General features: G+C 54.0%; 19 protein-coding genes. 14 read left to right on the plus strand and 5 right to left on the minus strand.

Annotated features, from left to right (window positions below; genetic code table 11):
* Positions 1 to 112: 112 nt before the first annotated feature.
* Positions 113 to 1,084: an agmatinase gene (gene speB / locus QZ280_RS12200; RefSeq protein ID WP_293444596.1), complete on the minus strand. Its 972-nt coding sequence runs from the start codon at positions 1,082 to 1,084 to the stop codon at positions 113 to 115.
* Between the two features lie 3 nt (positions 1,085 to 1,087).
* Complete coding sequence (locus tag QZ280_RS12205; RefSeq protein ID WP_293444597.1) at positions 1,088 to 2,257, minus strand: M20 aminoacylase family protein; 1,170 nt, start codon at positions 2,255 to 2,257, stop codon at positions 1,088 to 1,090.
* A gap of 62 nt (positions 2,258 to 2,319) precedes the next feature.
* On the opposite strand from QZ280_RS12205, the gene mazG reads away from it, so the two are divergent.
* The 4 genes from mazG to QZ280_RS12225 all read left to right on the plus strand — a co-directional run bounded on the left by mazG (position 2,320) and on the right by QZ280_RS12225 (position 6,041).
* The gene (gene mazG / locus QZ280_RS12210) at positions 2,320 to 3,141 is read left to right on the plus strand and encodes a nucleoside triphosphate pyrophosphohydrolase (protein ID WP_293444598.1); all 822 of its coding nucleotides are present in this window, start codon (positions 2,320 to 2,322) and stop codon (positions 3,139 to 3,141) included.
* An 87-nt stretch (positions 3,142 to 3,228) separates the two neighbouring features.
* Positions 3,229 to 4,170, plus strand: a complete 942-nt coding sequence (locus QZ280_RS12215; protein WP_293444599.1) for a nucleoside hydrolase — start codon at positions 3,229 to 3,231, stop codon at positions 4,168 to 4,170.
* The gene (locus QZ280_RS12220; RefSeq protein WP_293444600.1) at positions 4,167 to 4,616 is read left to right on the plus strand and encodes a GNAT family N-acetyltransferase; all 450 of its coding nucleotides are present in this window, start codon (positions 4,167 to 4,169) and stop codon (positions 4,614 to 4,616) included. Before QZ280_RS12215 ends, QZ280_RS12220 begins: the two co-directional genes overlap by 4 nt.
* Positions 4,617 to 4,628: 12 nt before the next feature.
* Positions 4,629 to 6,041, plus strand: a complete 1,413-nt coding sequence (locus QZ280_RS12225) for a protein adenylyltransferase SelO (RefSeq protein ID WP_293444601.1) — start codon at positions 4,629 to 4,631, stop codon at positions 6,039 to 6,041.
* Here QZ280_RS12225 and QZ280_RS12230 read toward each other — a convergent pair.
* Entirely contained in the window at positions 6,038 to 6,928 is an 891-nt protein-coding gene (locus tag QZ280_RS12230; protein ID WP_293444602.1) for a DMT family transporter, read from the minus strand. The genes QZ280_RS12225 and QZ280_RS12230 overlap by 4 nt on opposite strands.
* Positions 6,929 to 7,047: 119 nt before the next feature.
* On the opposite strand from QZ280_RS12230, the gene QZ280_RS12235 reads away from it, so the two are divergent.
* From QZ280_RS12235 to QZ280_RS16425, 4 genes are all read left to right on the plus strand, one after another.
* Positions 7,048 to 8,298, plus strand: coding sequence for a sodium:proton antiporter (locus QZ280_RS12235; protein WP_293444603.1), 1,251 nt, complete (start codon positions 7,048 to 7,050; stop codon positions 8,296 to 8,298).
* A 45-nt stretch (positions 8,299 to 8,343) separates the two neighbouring features.
* Entirely contained in the window at positions 8,344 to 9,228 is an 885-nt protein-coding gene (locus tag QZ280_RS12240; protein WP_293444604.1) for a tellurite resistance TerB family protein, read from the plus strand.
* A gap of 175 nt (positions 9,229 to 9,403) precedes the next feature.
* Positions 9,404 to 10,084, plus strand: coding sequence for an MBL fold metallo-hydrolase (locus tag QZ280_RS16420; protein WP_365734652.1), 681 nt, complete (start codon positions 9,404 to 9,406; stop codon positions 10,082 to 10,084).
* Entirely contained in the window at positions 10,085 to 10,351 is a 267-nt protein-coding gene (locus QZ280_RS16425) for a hypothetical protein (protein WP_365734654.1), read from the plus strand.
* Between the two features lie 108 nt (positions 10,352 to 10,459).
* Here the strand turns inward: QZ280_RS16425 and QZ280_RS12250 are convergent, their stop codons facing one another.
* Positions 10,460 to 11,800 carry a DEAD/DEAH box helicase gene (locus QZ280_RS12250; protein WP_293444605.1) on the minus strand — a complete coding sequence of 447 codons (1,341 nt, stop codon included), beginning with the start codon at positions 11,798 to 11,800 and terminating at the stop codon, positions 10,460 to 10,462.
* 175 nt (positions 11,801 to 11,975) lie between these two features.
* On the opposite strand from QZ280_RS12250, the gene QZ280_RS12255 reads away from it, so the two are divergent.
* From QZ280_RS12255 to QZ280_RS12280, 6 genes are all read left to right on the plus strand, one after another.
* Positions 11,976 to 12,398, plus strand: a complete 423-nt coding sequence (locus QZ280_RS12255) for a Fur family transcriptional regulator (protein ID WP_293444606.1) — start codon at positions 11,976 to 11,978, stop codon at positions 12,396 to 12,398.
* A gap of 3 nt (positions 12,399 to 12,401) precedes the next feature.
* Positions 12,402 to 13,274, plus strand: coding sequence for a DMT family transporter (locus QZ280_RS12260; protein ID WP_293444608.1), 873 nt, complete (start codon positions 12,402 to 12,404; stop codon positions 13,272 to 13,274).
* 77 nt (positions 13,275 to 13,351) lie between these two features.
* Positions 13,352 to 14,626 (plus strand): phosphopyruvate hydratase, encoded by a 1,275-nt coding sequence (gene eno / locus QZ280_RS12265; protein WP_293444610.1) that lies wholly within the window; start codon positions 13,352 to 13,354, stop codon positions 14,624 to 14,626.
* Entirely contained in the window at positions 14,626 to 15,045 is a 420-nt protein-coding gene (locus tag QZ280_RS12270) for a cupin domain-containing protein (RefSeq protein ID WP_293445184.1), read from the plus strand. The genes eno and QZ280_RS12270 overlap by 1 nt, the downstream gene beginning before the upstream one ends.
* 46 nt (positions 15,046 to 15,091) lie before the next feature.
* A complete protein-coding gene (locus QZ280_RS12275; protein WP_293444612.1) occupies positions 15,092 to 15,187 on the plus strand; it encodes an acyl-ACP thioesterase domain-containing protein in 96 nt (31 codons plus the stop codon).
* Positions 15,188 to 15,298: 111 nt separating this feature from the next.
* Positions 15,299 to 15,520 carry a hypothetical protein gene (locus QZ280_RS12280; protein WP_293444614.1) on the plus strand — a complete coding sequence of 74 codons (222 nt, stop codon included), beginning with the start codon at positions 15,299 to 15,301 and terminating at the stop codon, positions 15,518 to 15,520.
* Between the two features lie 31 nt (positions 15,521 to 15,551).
* Here the strand turns inward: QZ280_RS12280 and pgi are convergent, their stop codons facing one another.
* Positions 15,552 to 17,150, minus strand: a complete 1,599-nt coding sequence (pgi, locus tag QZ280_RS12285) for a glucose-6-phosphate isomerase (RefSeq protein WP_293444616.1) — start codon at positions 17,148 to 17,150, stop codon at positions 15,552 to 15,554.
* Positions 17,151 to 17,162: the final 12 nt, after the last annotated feature.

The following is a 17,162-nucleotide window of genomic DNA, read 5'->3' on the forward strand; positions in this document are numbered from 1 at the left end:
TTGCGCGCATTAGCCTAGCGACACGCCACATTTAGCGGCACATATCCCTCTTCATTTGGCCTTACGCACCCCAACCTGTGTTAGTTCACAGTCCCGTCAAGCGGCTGGTTAATCATGTACCTTTGCCCAAGTGGTTCCAACCCCACAGCGACATCAATTCAACTGCAACATGCGCTCCCGCAATAGCTGTCGCTCCCGTGGTGTCAAAGGGCGGCGAAACTTCGACAATATCGCCACCTACCATGTTGATCCCTGCGAGGTCACGTAATATCGCGGCGGCTTGCCATGACGCCAAGCCCCCCCAAACAGGCGTCCCAGTGCCCGGTGCAAAGGCCGGATCAAGGCAATCAATATCAAAGGTCAAATATGTTTCATGCGTTCCGACAATCTCTTTCACACGCTTGGCGACCGCAGCTGCACCATGTTCATGCACCCAGCGCGCATCAATGATATTCATCCCCAACGTATTAGGATTATCCGTGCGAATTCCGATAGATACCGAGCGTTTTGGATCGATTAACCCCAACTTAATCGCCTTGTAAAACATGGTGCCATGATCAATGCGCTCCATGTTGTCGTCTTCCCACGTATCCGTGTGGGCATCGAATTGGATCAGGCTGAGAGGGCCATATTTCTCGGCGTAGGCCGTGAGAATTGGAAAGCTGATATAATGATCGCCACCAAGACAAATGCTGGCAACTTCGGCCTCAAGAATTCCTTTTATATGGGCGGTCAAGGCATCAGGAAAGGCACTGACCATCGCGTAATCAAAAGAGAGATCGCCATAGTCTACCACATTAAGCTCAGACAGCGGATCGTAGTTCCAACCATAGGGCGCATCGGGGGATTGCAAGCTCGAGGCTTCGCGGATCGCGCGCGGGCCAAGGCGGGTGCCTGTGCGATTGGTCGTAGCCTGGTCAAAGGGAACGCCCGTTATAGCGAGATCAACGCCGCCAAGATCTTTAGTGTAGCGACGTCGTAAAAAAGAGGTCGCACCGCCGAATGTGTTCTCGTTACTTAATCCACGCAAAATATCGCGCGTAAATGCATGATCTACCTGCGTTTTTGCATCTTCCAAACCCAATTCTCAAACCTCCGAAAGAGGTTGTGAGCGTTCAACAAGACGCGCAAAGAACGATGCACCAACCGGAGCAACCTCATCATTGAAATTGTATTCAGGGTGATGAAGTCCCGCGCTTTCCCCCTGACCTAGGAATAGATAAGCACCGGGCCGTTCCTGCAACATGTAGGCGAAGTCCTCTGCACCCATTTCACGGCCTGCATCTGCAATGACATTGTTTTCTCCCGCAATTTCGCGCGCAACTTCAGTGGCGTGCGCCGCTTCTGTCTTGTGGTTGATGGTTGCTGGATATCCTCGCTCAAACTGTAGCTCTGCCGTCACACCGTAAGAGGCCGCTTGTCCCGCCACAATCTCATGCAGGCGACGTTCCACCATGTCCTGCACTTTGGGATCGAATGTTCGCACAGTGCCGTTCATATAGGCCGTGTCTGGGATCACATTGTCGACCGTGCCCGTGTGGATTTGCGTGACACTCACCACCAGATCATCAAGCGCATAATGATTGCGGCTGACAATTGTCTGGATCGCTTGCGCTATTCCGCAGGCTGCGATCACCGGATCGCAAGTTTCATGAGGCATTGCGCCATGACCACCTACCCCTTTGATATCAATGTGAAACGTATCAACCGCAGCCATGATCGCATTAGGTGTAGTGTAAAACCCGCCCGCGACAAAACCGGGCGCATTGTGAATGCCATAAACCGAACCGATGTCGAACTTGTCCATAATCCCTTCCTGCACCATGACTTCTGCGCCGCCACCATTCTCCTCAGCGGGCTGAAAAATCAACGCGACGCGCCCTTTAAAATTACGCGTTTCTGCGAGGTATCGCGCAGCGCCAAGCAGCATCACCGTGTGCCCGTCATGCCCACAAGCATGCATTTTGCCCTTATGGGTTGAGGCGTAGTCCAAGTCCGTCGCCTCAATAATAGGAAGGCCATCAAAATCGGCGCGCAGGCCAATCGTCGGCCCACCGCCCTGACCGTTTATAATCGCCACGATCCCTGTCTGTGCAATACCTTCATGGATTTCATCGACGCCGATCTCACGCAGGCGTTCTGCAATAAACGCTGCCGTTTTCGGGCAATCAAATGCCAATTCTGGGATCGTGTGCAAATGACGTCGCCATTTTGTCATGTCAGCAGAAAATTCGGCGATGCGGTTTACGACCGGCATAGGTGGACTCCCTCAAGGCTATCGTTAGAGATGCTTCTGACAGAAAAGGACGGCGCAGCGCAATGACAGATACGAATTTGATCAATAATCCCAAAGGTGGCATGCCTCGTCTGCTTGAGATCATGCGCGCTTTGCGAGATCCCGAAACAGGCTGCCCTTGGGATGTCGCGCAGGATTTTGCAAGCATTGCACCCTACACGATTGAGGAATCATATGAGGTAGCGGACGCAATCGAGCGCGCAGAGTGGGATGAGTTACGCGGCGAATTGGGTGATTTGCTGTTCCAGTCAGTGTTTCACGCGCAAATGGCGTCTGAACGTGGCTTGTTTGATTTCGATGATGTGGCCAACACGATGTCTGACAAAATGGTCGCGCGCCATCCACACGTGTTCGGCGATCAAAGCAACGCGAAATCCGCAGAGCAGCAAACGAAGGACTGGGAAACCATCAAAGCCGCGGAACGTTTAGGCAGAGCCCAAAAAGGTACGCTAGATGGAGTGGCAGTTGGATTACCTGCATTGTTGCGAGCGAAAAAGCTCCAAAAACGCGCCGCGCGGGTCGGGTTTGATTGGCCTTCTACAGATGAGGTGCTTGATAAGATCGTCGAAGAGGCGGGCGAGCTACTTGAGGCGCGCGAAGAGTTAAGCCAGGCAGAAGTCGAGGAAGAGTTCGGCGATCTTCTGTTTGTGATGGTGAACTTGGGTCGTCATCTTGGGATCGAGTCCGAGACTGCCTTGCGCGCAGCCAACGCCAAATTCACGCGACGGTTTGAGAGTATCGAGCGCGCTTTAGCAGCCATCGGGAAAACGCCAGAACAGTCAAATCTAGCTGAGATGGATGCACTATGGGATGCGGCGAAAGCAGAAGAAAAGCGTAAATCTTAGCGGCAAGAACATGCCACCTTAGCCTCGCCTGCTCTGGACAAGAGACGTACGGCAAATCAGTGTGCGCGCAAACATCGGGAGCAGATAATGCCGCCAAAAGATATCATCATCGACACCGATCCGGGTCAGGACGACGCAGCCGCAATCCTGCTTGCGCTTGGCAGCCCTGACGAGATCAACTTGCTAGGTATAACAGCTGTCGCTGGCAATGTACCCCTTGCCCTTACGCAAAAAAATGCTCGCATTGTTTGCGAGTTAGCGGGCAAAACGAATGTACCAGTCTTTGCAGGCTGCGACGCGCCACTTGTACGCAAATTGGTCACCGCAGAGCATGTTCATGGCAAGACTGGCCTTGATGGGCCTGCTTTACCGGATCCTGATATGTCTTTACAAGATCAGCACGGCGTTGATTTCATTATCGAAACCCTACGCGCGCGCCCTGTGGAAACTGTCACGCTGTGCCCGCTTGGGCCGCTGACCAATATCGCGACAGCGTTACAGCGTGCCCCCGACATTGCCGAACGCATTCAGGAAATTGTGCTCATGGGTGGTGCTTATTTTGAGGTTGGTAACATCACCCCTGCCGCTGAATTCAACATTTACGTCGATCCAGAAGCTGCTGATATTGTGTTTAAATCCGGAGTAAAGATTACTGTTTTGCCACTGGATGTCACCCACAAGGTTCTCGTCACACCCGAGCGCATAAACGCCCTTCGCGCGCAGGCAACGCCTGTATGTGATGCGATGGCCGACATGGTCGATTTTTTTGAGCGGTTTGACACAGGCAAATACGGTTCTGACGGCGCGCCTTTGCATGATCCATGCGTCACCGCCTATCTAATCAAGCCAGAGCTGTTTTCGGGCCGTTTCATAAATGTCGAAATCGAAACTCTGTCCGAATTGACTCTTGGCATGACTGTCGCGGATTGGTGGGGTGTCACAGATCGCGCACCGAACGCAAAGTTTATGGGTGACGTGGACGTGCAAGGCTTCTTTAATCTTCTGACAGAACGTTTGGCACGATTATGAGCCCCGCGCTTTACCGCGCAAAGCCCGACGATCTTGAGCGGCTCATGCCCCTCGGCGCAGCGTTCCACGCGGAAGAAATTCTACAATCAACAGAGGACACACGCCGCGCCACTCTTGCACCTCTGCTCGATGGCTCACCGCATGGAGCCGTGTACCTGATCGGCCCTCAACGTGCGCCAATTGGTTATATTGTCGTGACCTTTGGCTGGTCCGTTGCGCCTGGCGGCTTGGATGGGTTCATTGACGAGATCTTCATCAGCTCTGGTGCGCGCGGGCCTGGCGTTGGCTCCGAAGAGATCACCTCTCTCGTGGCCATGCTGAAATCCGTTGGAATGAAAGCGCTGTATCTTGAAGTCGATCCCAAAAATGCTCGCGCATTGCGGCTTTATGGGCGTTGCCATTTCAAGCCACGCAGCGGATATCAGATAATGTCGCGCGTGCTGTGAAGGACTGAACAGATGAAAACGACCTTTCCTTTCGACAATAGTTTCGCACAGCTTGGCACAGGATTTTTCAGCTATCAAATGCCTGAACCCTCTCCCACGCCTGAGCTGATTGCCTATAACGAATCGCTCGGCTCAGAGTTGGGTATTGATGCAGGCGATGACCGCGCCGCGATCTTTGGCGGGGCTTTGATCCCTGATGGCGCTGAACCGCTCGCGCAGCTCTATGCAGGCCATCAATTTGGCAATTACAACCCGCAACTTGGCGATGGTCGCGCTGTGCTTTTGGGCGAAGTGGTTGATATCAATGGCAATCGCCGCGACATCCAACTTAAGGGCTCAGGCCGTACGCCTTATTCACGTAGTGGTGATGGCAAAGCATGGCTCGGCCCTGTCTTGCGCGAATATGTGGTGTCGGAGGCGATGCATGCCCTGGCAATACCGACGACCCGCGCGTTGGCCGCGGTCCGCACGGGCGAAGATATCTACCGCGAGGCGATTTTGCCAGGCGCGATCGTTACGCGCGTTGCTGCGTCCCACATCCGGGTCGGCACGTTTCAGGTCTTCGCCGCGCGCCAGCAAATCGATAAGCTCCAAGAGCTGTGCGATTACACACTCGCGCGTCATTATCAGCATGCGAATGGCCCTGAAGGCTTGCTGCAAGCGGCGATGGACGCGCAGGCCAAATTAATCCCTGCATGGATGGGTGTCGGCTTTATTCATGGCGTGATGAACACCGATAATTGTCAGATCGCAGGTGAAACGATTGACTACGGCCCATGTGCTTTCATGGATGCATTTGCGTCAGATCGCGTGTTCAGCTCAATCGATCGCATGGCACGCTACAGCTACGCCAACCAGCCAGATATAGCGATTTGGAATATGGCGCAGCTGGCGACGTCTTTGGTGCCTCTTATGCCTGATGCAGAGGCGGCGGTTGAGCGGTTCACTACTATGTTACACAAAATGAAAGATCACTTGCGTGCAGAGTGGCTGGCGGTCTTTGCTGAAAAACTGGGCATTTCGCAGCCCTATATTGAGGACGGCACGTTGATCGCTGATCTGCTTGATCTAATGGAGAGATGTGGCTCTGATTTCACAAACACATTTGCGGCGCTCAACCATGGGTCTGCGATTGATGAGGTGACTGACCGCGTGGCCTATAATGCTTGGCATCATAGGTGGTCAAACCGGATCAAAGATGAAAACGACCCCAAAGCACTCATGGCTCGGCGCAACCCTGTGATCATCCCGCGCAATCATCGGATCGAACAGATGATTACCGCCGCAGTAGAGGGAGATTTCGCGCCGTTTCATCGCTTGAACGCAGCACTTCAAACCCCGTTTGAAGACTGCGAAGGTTTTGACGATCTGAAACGACCGCCAAGCACTGAAGAGATCGTCCCAGCGACCTTCTGCGGTACTTAACTGGTGCGCTTTGCCCTGCGTGAAATCAACACGAGACCGATACACACAAGGATCAATGCTACAACCGTTTGCGCGTGGATCTCTTCGCCCAAGATCCACCAACCAAAGAACACGCTTAACACGGGTGACAGAAACGAGAACGACGCAATGTCGGAGGCTGGGTAGATCTTCATCAGCGCGAACCATAGCAAAAACCCGAAGAGCACCATCACGATTGACTGAAACAACAGGCCGATCCCGTGCATCATTTCGAATTCGCGGATCAGCGGCCCGAAGAGCGGGCTGAGCAAAAGCAAAACCACGCCCGAAATCGCCAACTGACACACGAGTTGCAGCTCTGCGGGCGCTTCGCTCACAGGCGTGAGGCGCACACAAAGTGCGATCCCTGCCCAGCCAAATGCTGCGATCAGGGCAAGCACATCGCCGAGCAAGCTCGCCTCGCCGCCGCCACGGTTCAAGAACGCCCATGCCACGCCGCAAATTGCTACCAGAAAACCGATCAAACGGATGCCTGTAAGTCGCTCACCGGGTAAAAAGAAATGCGCGATGATGCCAAGCCAGATCGGCATGGTGTAGAAAATCACGCTAGCACGGCTGACCGTTGTGATGTCGAGCGCGATGAAGAGGCAGAGAAATTCGAAAGTGAACAAGAGCCCAATCAAAATTCCGCCCCAAAGTTGGCCACGGGTCATGCGAATGGGAATGCCACGCCATTTGATCCAAAACCAAAGCGCCACCAACCCAATCAAAGAGCGTGCTGCTGCCGAAAATATCGGCTGCAGCCCATCGATGGTGATCTTGATAACAATCTGGTTGAACGCAAACAGGCTCGCAAACACAAGCATCGCTATGACCCCAATGAGGTCTAATCTGTCTTTTCTATCCATCCTTTTGGCAAACCCGATGCAGCCCTGCGGGTCAAGTACGCAATTCACTTGGTGCTTTCCAATTGCCCAGCCTGCCCCTAGTTTGCAGCAACTCTTGGCTTTTTAAAGTGTACTACCTTATGAATTTCTTACAAATTACATCGCTTTTGATTGTTCTCGCGGGCGCGTTTGGTGCGTTGAACTATCTCTTTTTGAAACTGCCAAGCGCAATTGGCATTTTGGTGGTCTCGCTTCTGGCCTCTTTAGTTATCCTCTGCGTTGATCTCGTCGCCCCCGCCCTTGGGATTGCCGATGTGGTTCGTGACACCGTGACCGGCATCAATTTCTCTGAGGCACTGCTGGAAGGTATGCTTGGCCTTTTACTATTCGCGGGTGCTTTGCATGTGAAGCTGAGTGATCTCAAAAAAGAATGGCGACTCGTGTGTCTTATGGCGACGATTGGCATCGCGCTCTCCACAGCAGTGGTTGGATTTGGTTTTTCTTGGCTTACGGGCATGCCCTTGATCGTTGCACTTGTCTTTGGTGCGTTAATTTCGCCGACGGATCCAGTCGCAGTCTTAGGGGTTTTACGCGGAGCAGACTTGCCGAAATCGCTGGAAACCAAGATTGCAGGTGAATCGCTTTTTAATGATGGCGTCAGCTATGTCGTTTTCCTCGTGCTTGTTGGCATAGCCTTTCCCCATGGCGATGATCATCATAGCAGCGGCGCCGCTGATGCCGTTAAACTGTTCTTCCAAGAAGCGGTTGGCGGAGCGGTTCTTGGGATTGTACTTGGCTGGCTCACATTCCGTTTGATGCGCCGCATTGATGATTATTCTCTCGAAGTGCTTCTGACCCTTGGCCTAGCGTTTGGTGGCTATGAATTGGCGGTCTTTCTGCATGTTTCTGCCCCAATCATGGCGGTCTGCGCCGGTCTGTTGATTGGCGATATCGGCACCAAGGAAGGCATGACGCAGCAAACCCGCGAGTATGTGGATGCGTTTTGGAAATTGATTGACGAGATCCTGAATGCAGTCCTGTTCTTGTTGATCGGCTTTGAAGCTTTCGCGATTGCTTTCGATACAAGCTTCCTTGTGACGGGCATCATTACGATAGTCCTGGCATTGGTCGCACGCCTTGCCGCAGTGGCGATCCCTGTGCTGCTGCGGAAACCTTTCCGCCAATTCAGTCCAGGCGTCATTCCGATAATGACTTGGGGTGGCCTCAAAGGTGGTATCTCCGTCGCTTTGGCCCTGTCTCTGCCTGAGGGGGAATGGAAGCCACTAATTCTCACCGCGACCTATGTTGTGGTGATCTTCTCGATTATTGTACAAGGTCTTACAGTTGCACGCCTCGCAAACCGCTTTGGTCGCGCACCAGATTTGGTCTAAAGACACATCTTTCAGGGTACCTCGCCCGCATTCAGGAGAATACATATGAGCCTCATGGGAACACTGGCAAAAGTTGCAATCGGATATGCAACTGCGCGCGGCGTGGACAAAATGGCCAGCGGTGGTGGCCTTGGCGCACTTTTGGGTGGTCAGCAGGCAGAGGCTGGTGCCGAGGCGGCAAACCTAATGGCAGATATGATGGGCAAAATGATGGGCGGCGGCGCTGAGGGCGGCTCTAACCCTATGGCCGATATGATAAGCAAGCTCACAGGTGGCGGCGCTGAAGGCGGCTCCAATCCTATGGCGGATATGATGGCGCAAATGACCAGCGGCGGAGCTGCCGGCGGTGGCATGGATTTGCAAGGCATGCTTGGCGGTCTTATGGGCGGCGCCGCAGATGCAGGCGCTGACAAAGGCGGTTTGCTTTCCTCCCTCACCGGAGGCGGCGGCGCTGCTGGCGCAGGTGCAGGCGTTGGCATGGCAGGCATTTTCGCAGCTCTTGGCGGCGCAGCAGCTGTTGGTGGGAAAGGTATGGGCGACATGCTTGATGGCTTTAGCAAAGTGGCACCTGCGGCCCCAGAAGCCGAAAAAAACGCAGGCTTGATGCTGCGCGCAATGATCCAAGCCGCTAAATGCAATGGCGATATTGATGAGGGCGAACGCCAAAAGATCCTAGAGACCTTAGGCGATGATGCAGAAGCTGAGGACATGGCGTTCATTCAAGCGCAGCTTGCAGCACCTGTTGATGTCGAAGGCCTCGCGGCTGATACGCCTGATGCGCAGAAGTTCCAGCTCTACGCGATGTCGATGATGTCGATCCGCGTTGATACCCCTGCAGAGAAAGCCTACATGTCAGCGTTGGCTGACGCCCTTGGCATTGATGCGCAGACTGCGCAAATCCTGAACATGCAGATGGGTGTTACGGGGTAATCAAACCTACCCATTGTAAAAACAGACCGTCGCACATCGATGATGTGCGGCGGTCTTTTTTTGGAAACGTCAGTGAAAAGAAGGCTTGTGTTTATACTCAAGAATAGCTCCGAGCCAGTATCAGTGCTGTTCAGTTAACGCGGCTGTGAATTGACCGGATCAAGTGTTCAGTTATGTGACGGCAAACACAACAAAGGAGACCCACGCGCAACTCACCCGTCGTCAAACTCTGCTCTCTGGAGCCGCCCTTCCACTTGCCGCTGCTGCCGCGCCGACTGCTACGTTGGTTGCTGGTCACTCAGCGACAACGATGCCAACGCACCGCGATTTCACGCTCGGTGATTTTCGCGTGACGACCCTGCTTGTCGGGTCTCGCAGTGTTGAAAGTCCGCAGAATATCTTCGGAATGAACGTCAGTGCTGACGAATTCAATGAGGTCAGCGCTGCGAATTTCATTTCCACCGAAGCCGCGCAATTCTTCTTTACGCCAACAGTGGTTAACACAGGCTCAGAGGTTATCTTGTTCGACACAGGTTTGAACGCTGCAGGCACGAGCAAAGCGTTGAACGCCGCTGGTTACGAGACGAGCGATGTCACACATGTGGTTCCGACGCACATGCACGGCGATCACATTGGCGGTCTCACGGATGAAAGCGGTAATGAGACTTTTGCGGGCGCTGCATATGTGACAGGACAGGAAGAATTCGACAGCTGGGCGAAGGCCGAAAACGAAGGATTTAACGCCAAGTTGCGCCCATTGGCAGAGAAGATGGCATTCTTTCAAGGCGGTGCGGATGTGCGCTCTGGCATTACGGCAGTTGAAGCCTTTGGCCACACGCCCGGTCGCATGGGCTAAATGCTGGAAAGCGGCGGCAAGCAGTTGTTGCTGATGGCGGATACAGCGAACCACTATGCCTGGTCTGTGGCCTATCCCGATTGGGAAGTGCGCTTTGACATGGACAAAGCGGCAGCTGCGGCAACGCGTAAGAAACTGATGGATGTGGCATCTGCGGATCGATTCCCGCTGATTGGCTACCACATGCCGTTCCCGGGGATGGGCTTTATCGAGACGCGTGGCGAAGGCGGCTATCGCTACGTGCCGCACAGCTATCAGCTGATCTAAATCCATCGCAAACGAGTTGTATTGAACCGGTCAGCGCGTCTGGTCGGTTTTCTTTTTTGTTCATACTAAAATTAACGAAAGACGTAAGTGTTACGCCTCCGTTATTCTCTAAGATGCGCTTGGCTTTGCACCACCGCCGCCACTACGACGTCGACGACCACCACCGGGCTTTCCGCCACCGCCACCTGGACGACCGCCACCACCACCAGGTCGACCACCGCCTCCGCCGCCGCCACGACGACCACCGCCACCGCCTTTACCGCGACCACCCATGCCAGAGCGGCTTTTCGCCGACACACCATCGAAATCAACCCAAGGCGTGCCAGAGGCAACGGGGATCGAGGTTTTCATGGTCTTTTCGATGTCTTTCAGCAGATCCATTTCGTCTGGTGCACAGAACGCAATCGCAGCACCATCTTTGCCCGCACGCGCGGTACGACCAATGCGGTGCACATATGCGTCAGGCACATTAGGCAGCTCATAGTTATAGACGTGACGCACATCAGGAATATCAAGTCCGCGCGCCGCAACGTCCGTTGCGACCAGCACTTTCATCTCACCGGCTTTAAAGGCCGCCAATGCGCGTTCACGCTGGCCTTGGCTCTTATTACCATGGATCGATGTCGCTGCGAAACCACGCGCAACCAACTGCTTCATCAGTTTTTCGCAACCGTGCTTTGTGCGACCAAACACCAATGCGCGCTCGTCTTTGTGTTCGCCAAGCAGCTCGATCAGCAAAGACTGCTTTTCCGTTTTCGCAATAAAATGAACTACTTGCGTGACTTTATCCGCAGCTTTTCCCGGGGGCGACACTTGGATACGACGCGGGCTCTTCAGATATGTGTTGGCGATCTCGTTCATCAGCTTCGGCATAGTCGCTGAGAACAACATCGTTTGGCGCTGCTCCGGCAAGACTGCCGCGATTTGACGTAGCGCGTGGATAAAGCCCATGTCGAGCATTTGATCCGCTTCGTCGAGCACGAGGAAATGCGACTCTTTCAAGGTCAGCGCACGGCGATCCATCAAATCAATCAAACGACCCGGTGTTGCCACCAGAATGTCGATTCCCCTTTCCAAACGCTTGGATTGCACATTGATCGACTGACCACCCACAACCAGCGCGACTTTTATCGGCGTGCCTTTGGTGTAGTCTTTGAGGTTCTCAACGATCTGACCCGCAAGCTCTCGTGTAGGCGCAAGAATAAGCGCGCGCACGGTTTTCGGCGAAGGACGCCCCGGGTTTTCGCTGAGCAATGTAATCAAAGGCAAACCAAAAGCGGCAGTCTTTCCAGTGCCGGTTTGCGCCAGACCCAGAACATCGTGACCGTTTAAGGCCTCTGGGATTGCGCGGGCTTGGATTGGTGTCGGTGTGGTGAGGCCAAGCTCTTTCAAACGAGCGACAAGACGCTCGGACAGGCCCATAGTTTCAAATTCACTCAACGGATACATGTCCTTTAGGGGTATATGTTGCAGCGCAGCCCGTGTTTGGGCGCGTTTTGCAGTATTTTATGCGCTCATGGCCCCTTTGGGCCTGCAAGTCAACCGCAGCGCCCGCGCCTGCCCCCTTTTCCGCGGCTTCCGCATGCGCTAAGGACCCCCTAATAGATGAAGCCGGAGCCCCGTCATGGCCGATACAACCATCATTGAACGCTGCGAGGAAAAAGGTCTGCGCATGACCGGCCAACGCCGCACCATCGCGCGCGTACTTGAGGCCAGCGCGGATCATCCTGACGTGGAAGAACTATATGCACGCGCCTCTGCAGAGGATGACGGCATTTCTATCGCGACGGTGTACCGCACAGTGAAATTGTTCGAAGAAGCGGACATTCTGGACAAGTTAGAGTTCGGCGACGGACGTGCGCGCTATGAAGATGCAGAACGTGATCACCACGATCACTTGATCGACATGAATTCAGGCGAAGTCATTGAATTCGTGGACCCAGAGATTGAAGAGCTGCAAGAACGAATAGCCGCCCGTCTCGGTTACACGCTGAAAGGCCACAAGCTCGAACTTTATGGCGTACCCGTAAAACCGAAAGCTCAATAACGAGTGGAAAACACCCGCGCAGTTCTTTTGATGGTGCTCTCCATGGCGACATTTGCCATGGGCGATGCCTTCGTCAAACTCTCCTCGGTTGCGATGTCCGTGTCGTTGGTGCTGATCTTTATGGCTCTGCCCGGCTTGATCATTTTAGCAACCCTTGCGCACAGATCCGCGCAATCGCCTTTCGCGCCTGAATTCTTCGCAAAGCCTGTTGTTTGGCGCAATATCGTGGAAGCCATCACAGCGATCTGCATGGTCAGCGCGCTCGCGCTCGCGCCTTTGTCCTTGGTGATTTCGATCATTCAAGCGGTGCCTTTGTTTGTGACCCTCGGGGCTGCTTTGGTGCTGAAAGAAAAAGTGGGACCGCGTCGTTGGTTCGCGGTTACCGCAGGCTTTTTCGGAGTCTTGCTAATGCTGCGCCCAGACACGAGCGGAATTTCGTTCGGCGCTTTGCTCGCACTCGTCGCAGCCATCGGACTGTCCACCCGCGATTTGCTGACGCGCGCAATGCCTAAGACAGTCGGCACCTTGCAAATGGCCACATGGGGCACGGCAGCACTCATCCCAGCAGGCCTCTTCTTACTACCGATCACCGGCCCGCACACCCTCCCAGCGTTCGGCGGGATTGGCTTGGTGCTTTGCGCATCATTGGTGAATGCAATCGGCTACTATTCGATCACGGCCGCAATGCGCATGGGCGATGTCTCCTTCGTCACCCCTTTTCGTTACACTCGACTAGTCTTTGCTTTGATCATAGCAGCCCTGTTTTTCCAAGAGACGCCAGATGCTTTGACGCTACTGGGCGCTTTCATCGTTATAGGCTCTGGCCTGTTCGTCATGTGGCGCGAGCGAAAAATTTCTGTTAGCGGTAACAATTAGGGCGCAAACAGGGTTCCACAGCCGCCAAGCACAGTGTAGAGAAGCGTCAAATCCATATTTTAAAGGACCCATCCGTTATGAGCGCTATCATCGACATCCACGCCCGCGAAATTCTTGACAGCCGGGGCAATCCCACGGTTGAGGTAGATGTGATACTGGAAGACGGCACAATGGGCCGCGCGGCAGTTCCTTCCGGTGCCTCCACGGGCGCGCATGAAGCGGTTGAAAAGCGCGATGGCGACAAAGCGCGTTACATGGGTAAGGGCGTGTTGGAAGCTGTGGCCGCTGTGAACGGTGAGATCGCTGAAGAGCTGTTGGGCATGGACGCAACAGAGCAGGAATTGATCGACGCGATGATGATCGAACTGGACGGCACCCCCAACAAGGCCCGCCTTGGCGCGAATGCGATCCTTGGCGTATCCCTCGCAGTTGCCAAAGCGGCAGCAGATTTCAGCACGATGCCGCTGTTTCGCTATGTTGGCGGCACCTCCGCGCGCACGCTTCCCGTACCGATGATGAACATCATCAATGGCGGCGAACATGCTAATAACCCTATCGATATTCAAGAATTCATGATCATGCCCGTGAGCGCGAATAATATTCGCGAGGCAGTGCGCATGGGCTCTGAAATCTTCCACACATTGAAGAAAGAGCTGACCGCAGCTGGCCTCTCTACAGGGATTGGTGACGAAGGTGGGTTTGCACCCAACATTGGCACGACCCGAGAAGCACTAGATTTCATCATGAATTCTATTGCAAAGGCTGGATATAAAGCGGGCGAAGATATCTACTTGGCGCTTGATTGTGCAGCGACAGAATACTTTAAGGACGGCAAGTATGTCTATGCAGGTGAAGGAAAGTCCCTGACATCCGCTGAAAACGCAGCCTACCTCGAAGCGCTTGTGAACGACTATCCGATTATTTCGATCGAAGATGGCATGGACGAGGACGATTGGGACGGTTGGAAAGCCCTGACAGACTTGATCGGGGATCGTATCCAGCTTGTAGGCGATGATCTGTTCGTCACAAACCCTGATCGTTTGGCTTTAGGAATCGAGCGCGGTAGCGCCAATTCTATGCTGGTAAAAGTAAATCAAATCGGTACCTTATCAGAAACTCTTAAAGCGGTTGATATGGCACATCGCGCGCGCTTCACCAACGTGATGAGCCACCGCTCCGGCGAAACCGAAGACGCGACCATCGCAGACCTCGCAGTTGCGACGAACTGTGGTCAGATCAAAACCGGCTCACTCGCGCGTTCAGACAGATTGGCGAAGTACAACCAGTTGATCCGCATCGAAGAAATGCTGGGCGAAACAGCGCGCTATGCAGGGCGCTCCATCCTCAAGTGATGGACGCCGATGCGATCATAAAGCATCTCGATCTCCAACCGCATCCAGAGGGCGGCTGGTATCGCCAAACGCACATCGACGACGCAAGACCGCGCGCGCACGGGACTTGCATCTACTTTCTGCTCAAGGCCGGCGAAAGTAGTCATTGGCACAAAGTCGACGCAACCGAAATTTGGCACTATTATGCAGGTGCCCCCTTGATCTTGAGCCTGTCAGAAACTGACGCAGGACCTGCATCTGAACACCTGCTCACGCCTGATCTGACCAAAGGCGTGCCACAGCTGATCGTGCCTATCCATCATTGGCAAAAGGCGAAAACAACTGGGGCGTTTACATTGGTTGGCTGCACCGTGTCCCCGGGTTTTTCCTTTGACGGCTTTACCCTCGCTGCGCCGGGCTTCGAGATACCGAACGCATGATATTCCATTTTTAACCACGCTTATTCCAAAGCAACAACAGGCGGGCTTGCCAAAAGTTTGGCAGCTCGCCATGGCGGATCGCGTGCGGTTCAACGAGATTGACATGCTCGGACATGTGAACAATGCCGCCTATCTCACATGATTCGAAAAGCTCAGAACGATCTACATTCAGGAATGTGGCCTTACGACATATGATCAAAAGAACGATCCACGGATCGTTATCCGGTCAGGTGAAATTCACTGGAAAAAGGAAATGCTGCGCAATGAGGCCTATATTGTCACCGCGCGTGCAACAGCCTATCGCACCACCAGCTTTACAATCGCGTCAGAAATCTGGGCTGGTGATCTGCGCACGACTTTCACCTGCGTGTGTGTCACGCTTGAGCCGGACGGCTCTGCACGCCGTCCCCTAGCCCAAACTTTCATAGACCACATCCGCACAATCGACGGTGCCCAAACCGCTTCCTCTTTCTAAAAGATATCCCCGCCGGAGGCCTCGACCTTTTTCAAACAGAGCGGGTCTGGAGATATTTCACCAAAGCTCGGGTCGATCCATCTTTGTCATCCGCAGCTTCGCTCCCCTCGACAATCGGTTGCAGCGCCGTGGCGAGTTCTTTGCCCAACTCAACACCCCATTGATCATAAGAGTTGATCCCCAAAATCACGCCCTCTACGAAAACACGGTGCTCATAAAGCGCGATAATTTGGCCGAGAACCTCAGGAGTGAGCTTTGGATAAAGCAACGTCGTTGACGGACGATTTCCAGGGAAGACACGGTGACGCGCTTGGCGTTCCAGCTCATCACCGACCAAGCCTTTAGCAGCCATCAAGTCCCGTGCCACGTTAATCGAACGGCCTGTCATCAGCGCTTCGGATTGCGCGAGACAGTTCGCACTAAGCAGTTGGTGTTGATGCACCAAATCTGTCTCATGCCCTTCTGCGGCCAGCAAAAATTCGCAAGGCACCACACGCGATCCTTGATGGATCAGTTGATAGAAGGCGTGCTGCCCGTTTGTGCCCGGCTCGCCCCAGACAACAGGACCTGTGTGCACGGCAACATCAGAGCCATCCATTTGCACGGACTTACCATTACTTTCCATCTCAAGCTGCTGCAAATAGGCAGGCAAACGCGTCAGGCGTTGCTCGTATGGTAGGACCGCACGGGTGGTGTGTCCGCAAATCTGGTTGTGCCAGATCCCAACCAGCGCGAGCATGACAGGCAGGTTGTCCATAAAGTCAGCATATTGGAAATGGCGATCCATTGCCTCTGCACCACCCAAGAAGGCACCGAATGCATCGTTCCCAACAGCAATCATAATGCCGAGCCCGATCGGACCCCAAAGCGAATATCGCCCACCAACCCAATCCTCGAAACCGAACACACGGCTAGCAGGAATGCCCATCGCTGCGGTTTTTTCTTCAGACGTGCTGAGCGCTGCAAACTGTGCGCTGGGATCTTTGACTGTCTCAGACATCCACGCCATCGCTGTGCGCGCATTGGTCATCGTTTCAATCGTCGTGAAAGTTTTGGAGGCGACAACAACCAGCGTTGTCGTAGCATCCAGCCCACGCAAAGTGTCGGCAATATGCGCGCCATCCACGTTGGAGACATAGTGCACGTTCGGCCCGTCGTGATACGGCGCAAGCGCAAGTGTCGCCATCGCAGGTCCCAGATCAGAGCCGCCGATACCAATGTTCACGACATCGGTGATCGCGCCACCCTGCCCTTTGAAGACGCCCTTGCGGATGTCTTCCGAAAATTGCGCCATGCGATCCAACGTCTTATGGACCTCTGGCATCACATCCACCCCGTCCACAACGACTGGATCGCCGCTGAGGTTGCGCAAAGCCGTATGAAGAACCGCGCGGCCTTCGGTTTCGTTGATTTTCTCACCCGCAAACATCGCATCGCGCTTGGCGGTCACGCCTGCTGCGTTCGCTAAGTCAATTAGCGCTGTACGAGCTTCTTCAGAGATGCTGGTTTTTGAGTAATCAAAAAGCATATCCAGCGCGTTGACGGAAAAGTCGCCTGCGCGGTTTGCATTGCTTTCGAAGAGATCAACAATCTTGGTACCGCAGTCCAGCGCCTTCACATTTTTCCACATCGCTATAATCCT

This window comes from Planktotalea sp. (genome assembly GCF_018607995.1).
Classification (GTDB): domain Bacteria; phylum Pseudomonadota; class Alphaproteobacteria; order Rhodobacterales; family Rhodobacteraceae; genus Planktotalea.

What these genes read in the sequence shown, in the direction of transcription:
- QZ280_RS12235 (WP_293444603.1), top strand. Translation starts at nt 7,048, where the DNA reads ATGAATTTCTTACAAATTACATCGCTTTTGATTGTTCTCGCGGGCGCG.
- QZ280_RS12225 (WP_293444601.1), top strand. Translation starts at nt 4,629, where the DNA reads ATGAAAACGACCTTTCCTTTCGACAATAGTTTCGCACAGCTTGGCACA.
- QZ280_RS12255 (WP_293444606.1), top strand. Translation starts at nt 11,976, where the DNA reads ATGGCCGATACAACCATCATTGAACGCTGCGAGGAAAAAGGTCTGCGC.
- QZ280_RS12240 (WP_293444604.1), top strand. Translation starts at nt 8,344, where the DNA reads ATGAGCCTCATGGGAACACTGGCAAAAGTTGCAATCGGATATGCAACT.
- QZ280_RS12250 (WP_293444605.1), bottom strand. Translation starts at nt 11,800, where the DNA reads ATGTATCCGTTGAGTGAATTTGAAACTATGGGCCTGTCCGAGCGTCTT.
- QZ280_RS12205 (WP_293444597.1), bottom strand. Translation starts at nt 2,257, where the DNA reads ATGCCGGTCGTAAACCGCATCGCCGAATTTTCTGCTGACATGACAAAA.
- mazG (WP_293444598.1), top strand. Translation starts at nt 2,320, where the DNA reads ATGACAGATACGAATTTGATCAATAATCCCAAAGGTGGCATGCCTCGT.
- QZ280_RS12230 (WP_293444602.1), bottom strand. Translation starts at nt 6,928, where the DNA reads ATGGATAGAAAAGACAGATTAGACCTCATTGGGGTCATAGCGATGCTT.
- QZ280_RS16425 (WP_365734654.1), top strand. Translation starts at nt 10,085, where the DNA reads ATGCTGGAAAGCGGCGGCAAGCAGTTGTTGCTGATGGCGGATACAGCG.
- QZ280_RS12220 (WP_293444600.1), top strand. Translation starts at nt 4,167, where the DNA reads ATGAGCCCCGCGCTTTACCGCGCAAAGCCCGACGATCTTGAGCGGCTC.
- eno (WP_293444610.1), top strand. Translation starts at nt 13,352, where the DNA reads ATGAGCGCTATCATCGACATCCACGCCCGCGAAATTCTTGACAGCCGG.
- pgi (WP_293444616.1), bottom strand. Translation starts at nt 17,150, where the DNA reads ATGTGGAAAAATGTGAAGGCGCTGGACTGCGGTACCAAGATTGTTGAT.
- QZ280_RS12215 (WP_293444599.1), top strand. Translation starts at nt 3,229, where the DNA reads ATGCCGCCAAAAGATATCATCATCGACACCGATCCGGGTCAGGACGAC.
- QZ280_RS12270 (WP_293445184.1), top strand. Translation starts at nt 14,626, where the DNA reads ATGGACGCCGATGCGATCATAAAGCATCTCGATCTCCAACCGCATCCA.
- QZ280_RS12280 (WP_293444614.1), top strand. Translation starts at nt 15,299, where the DNA reads ATGCTGCGCAATGAGGCCTATATTGTCACCGCGCGTGCAACAGCCTAT.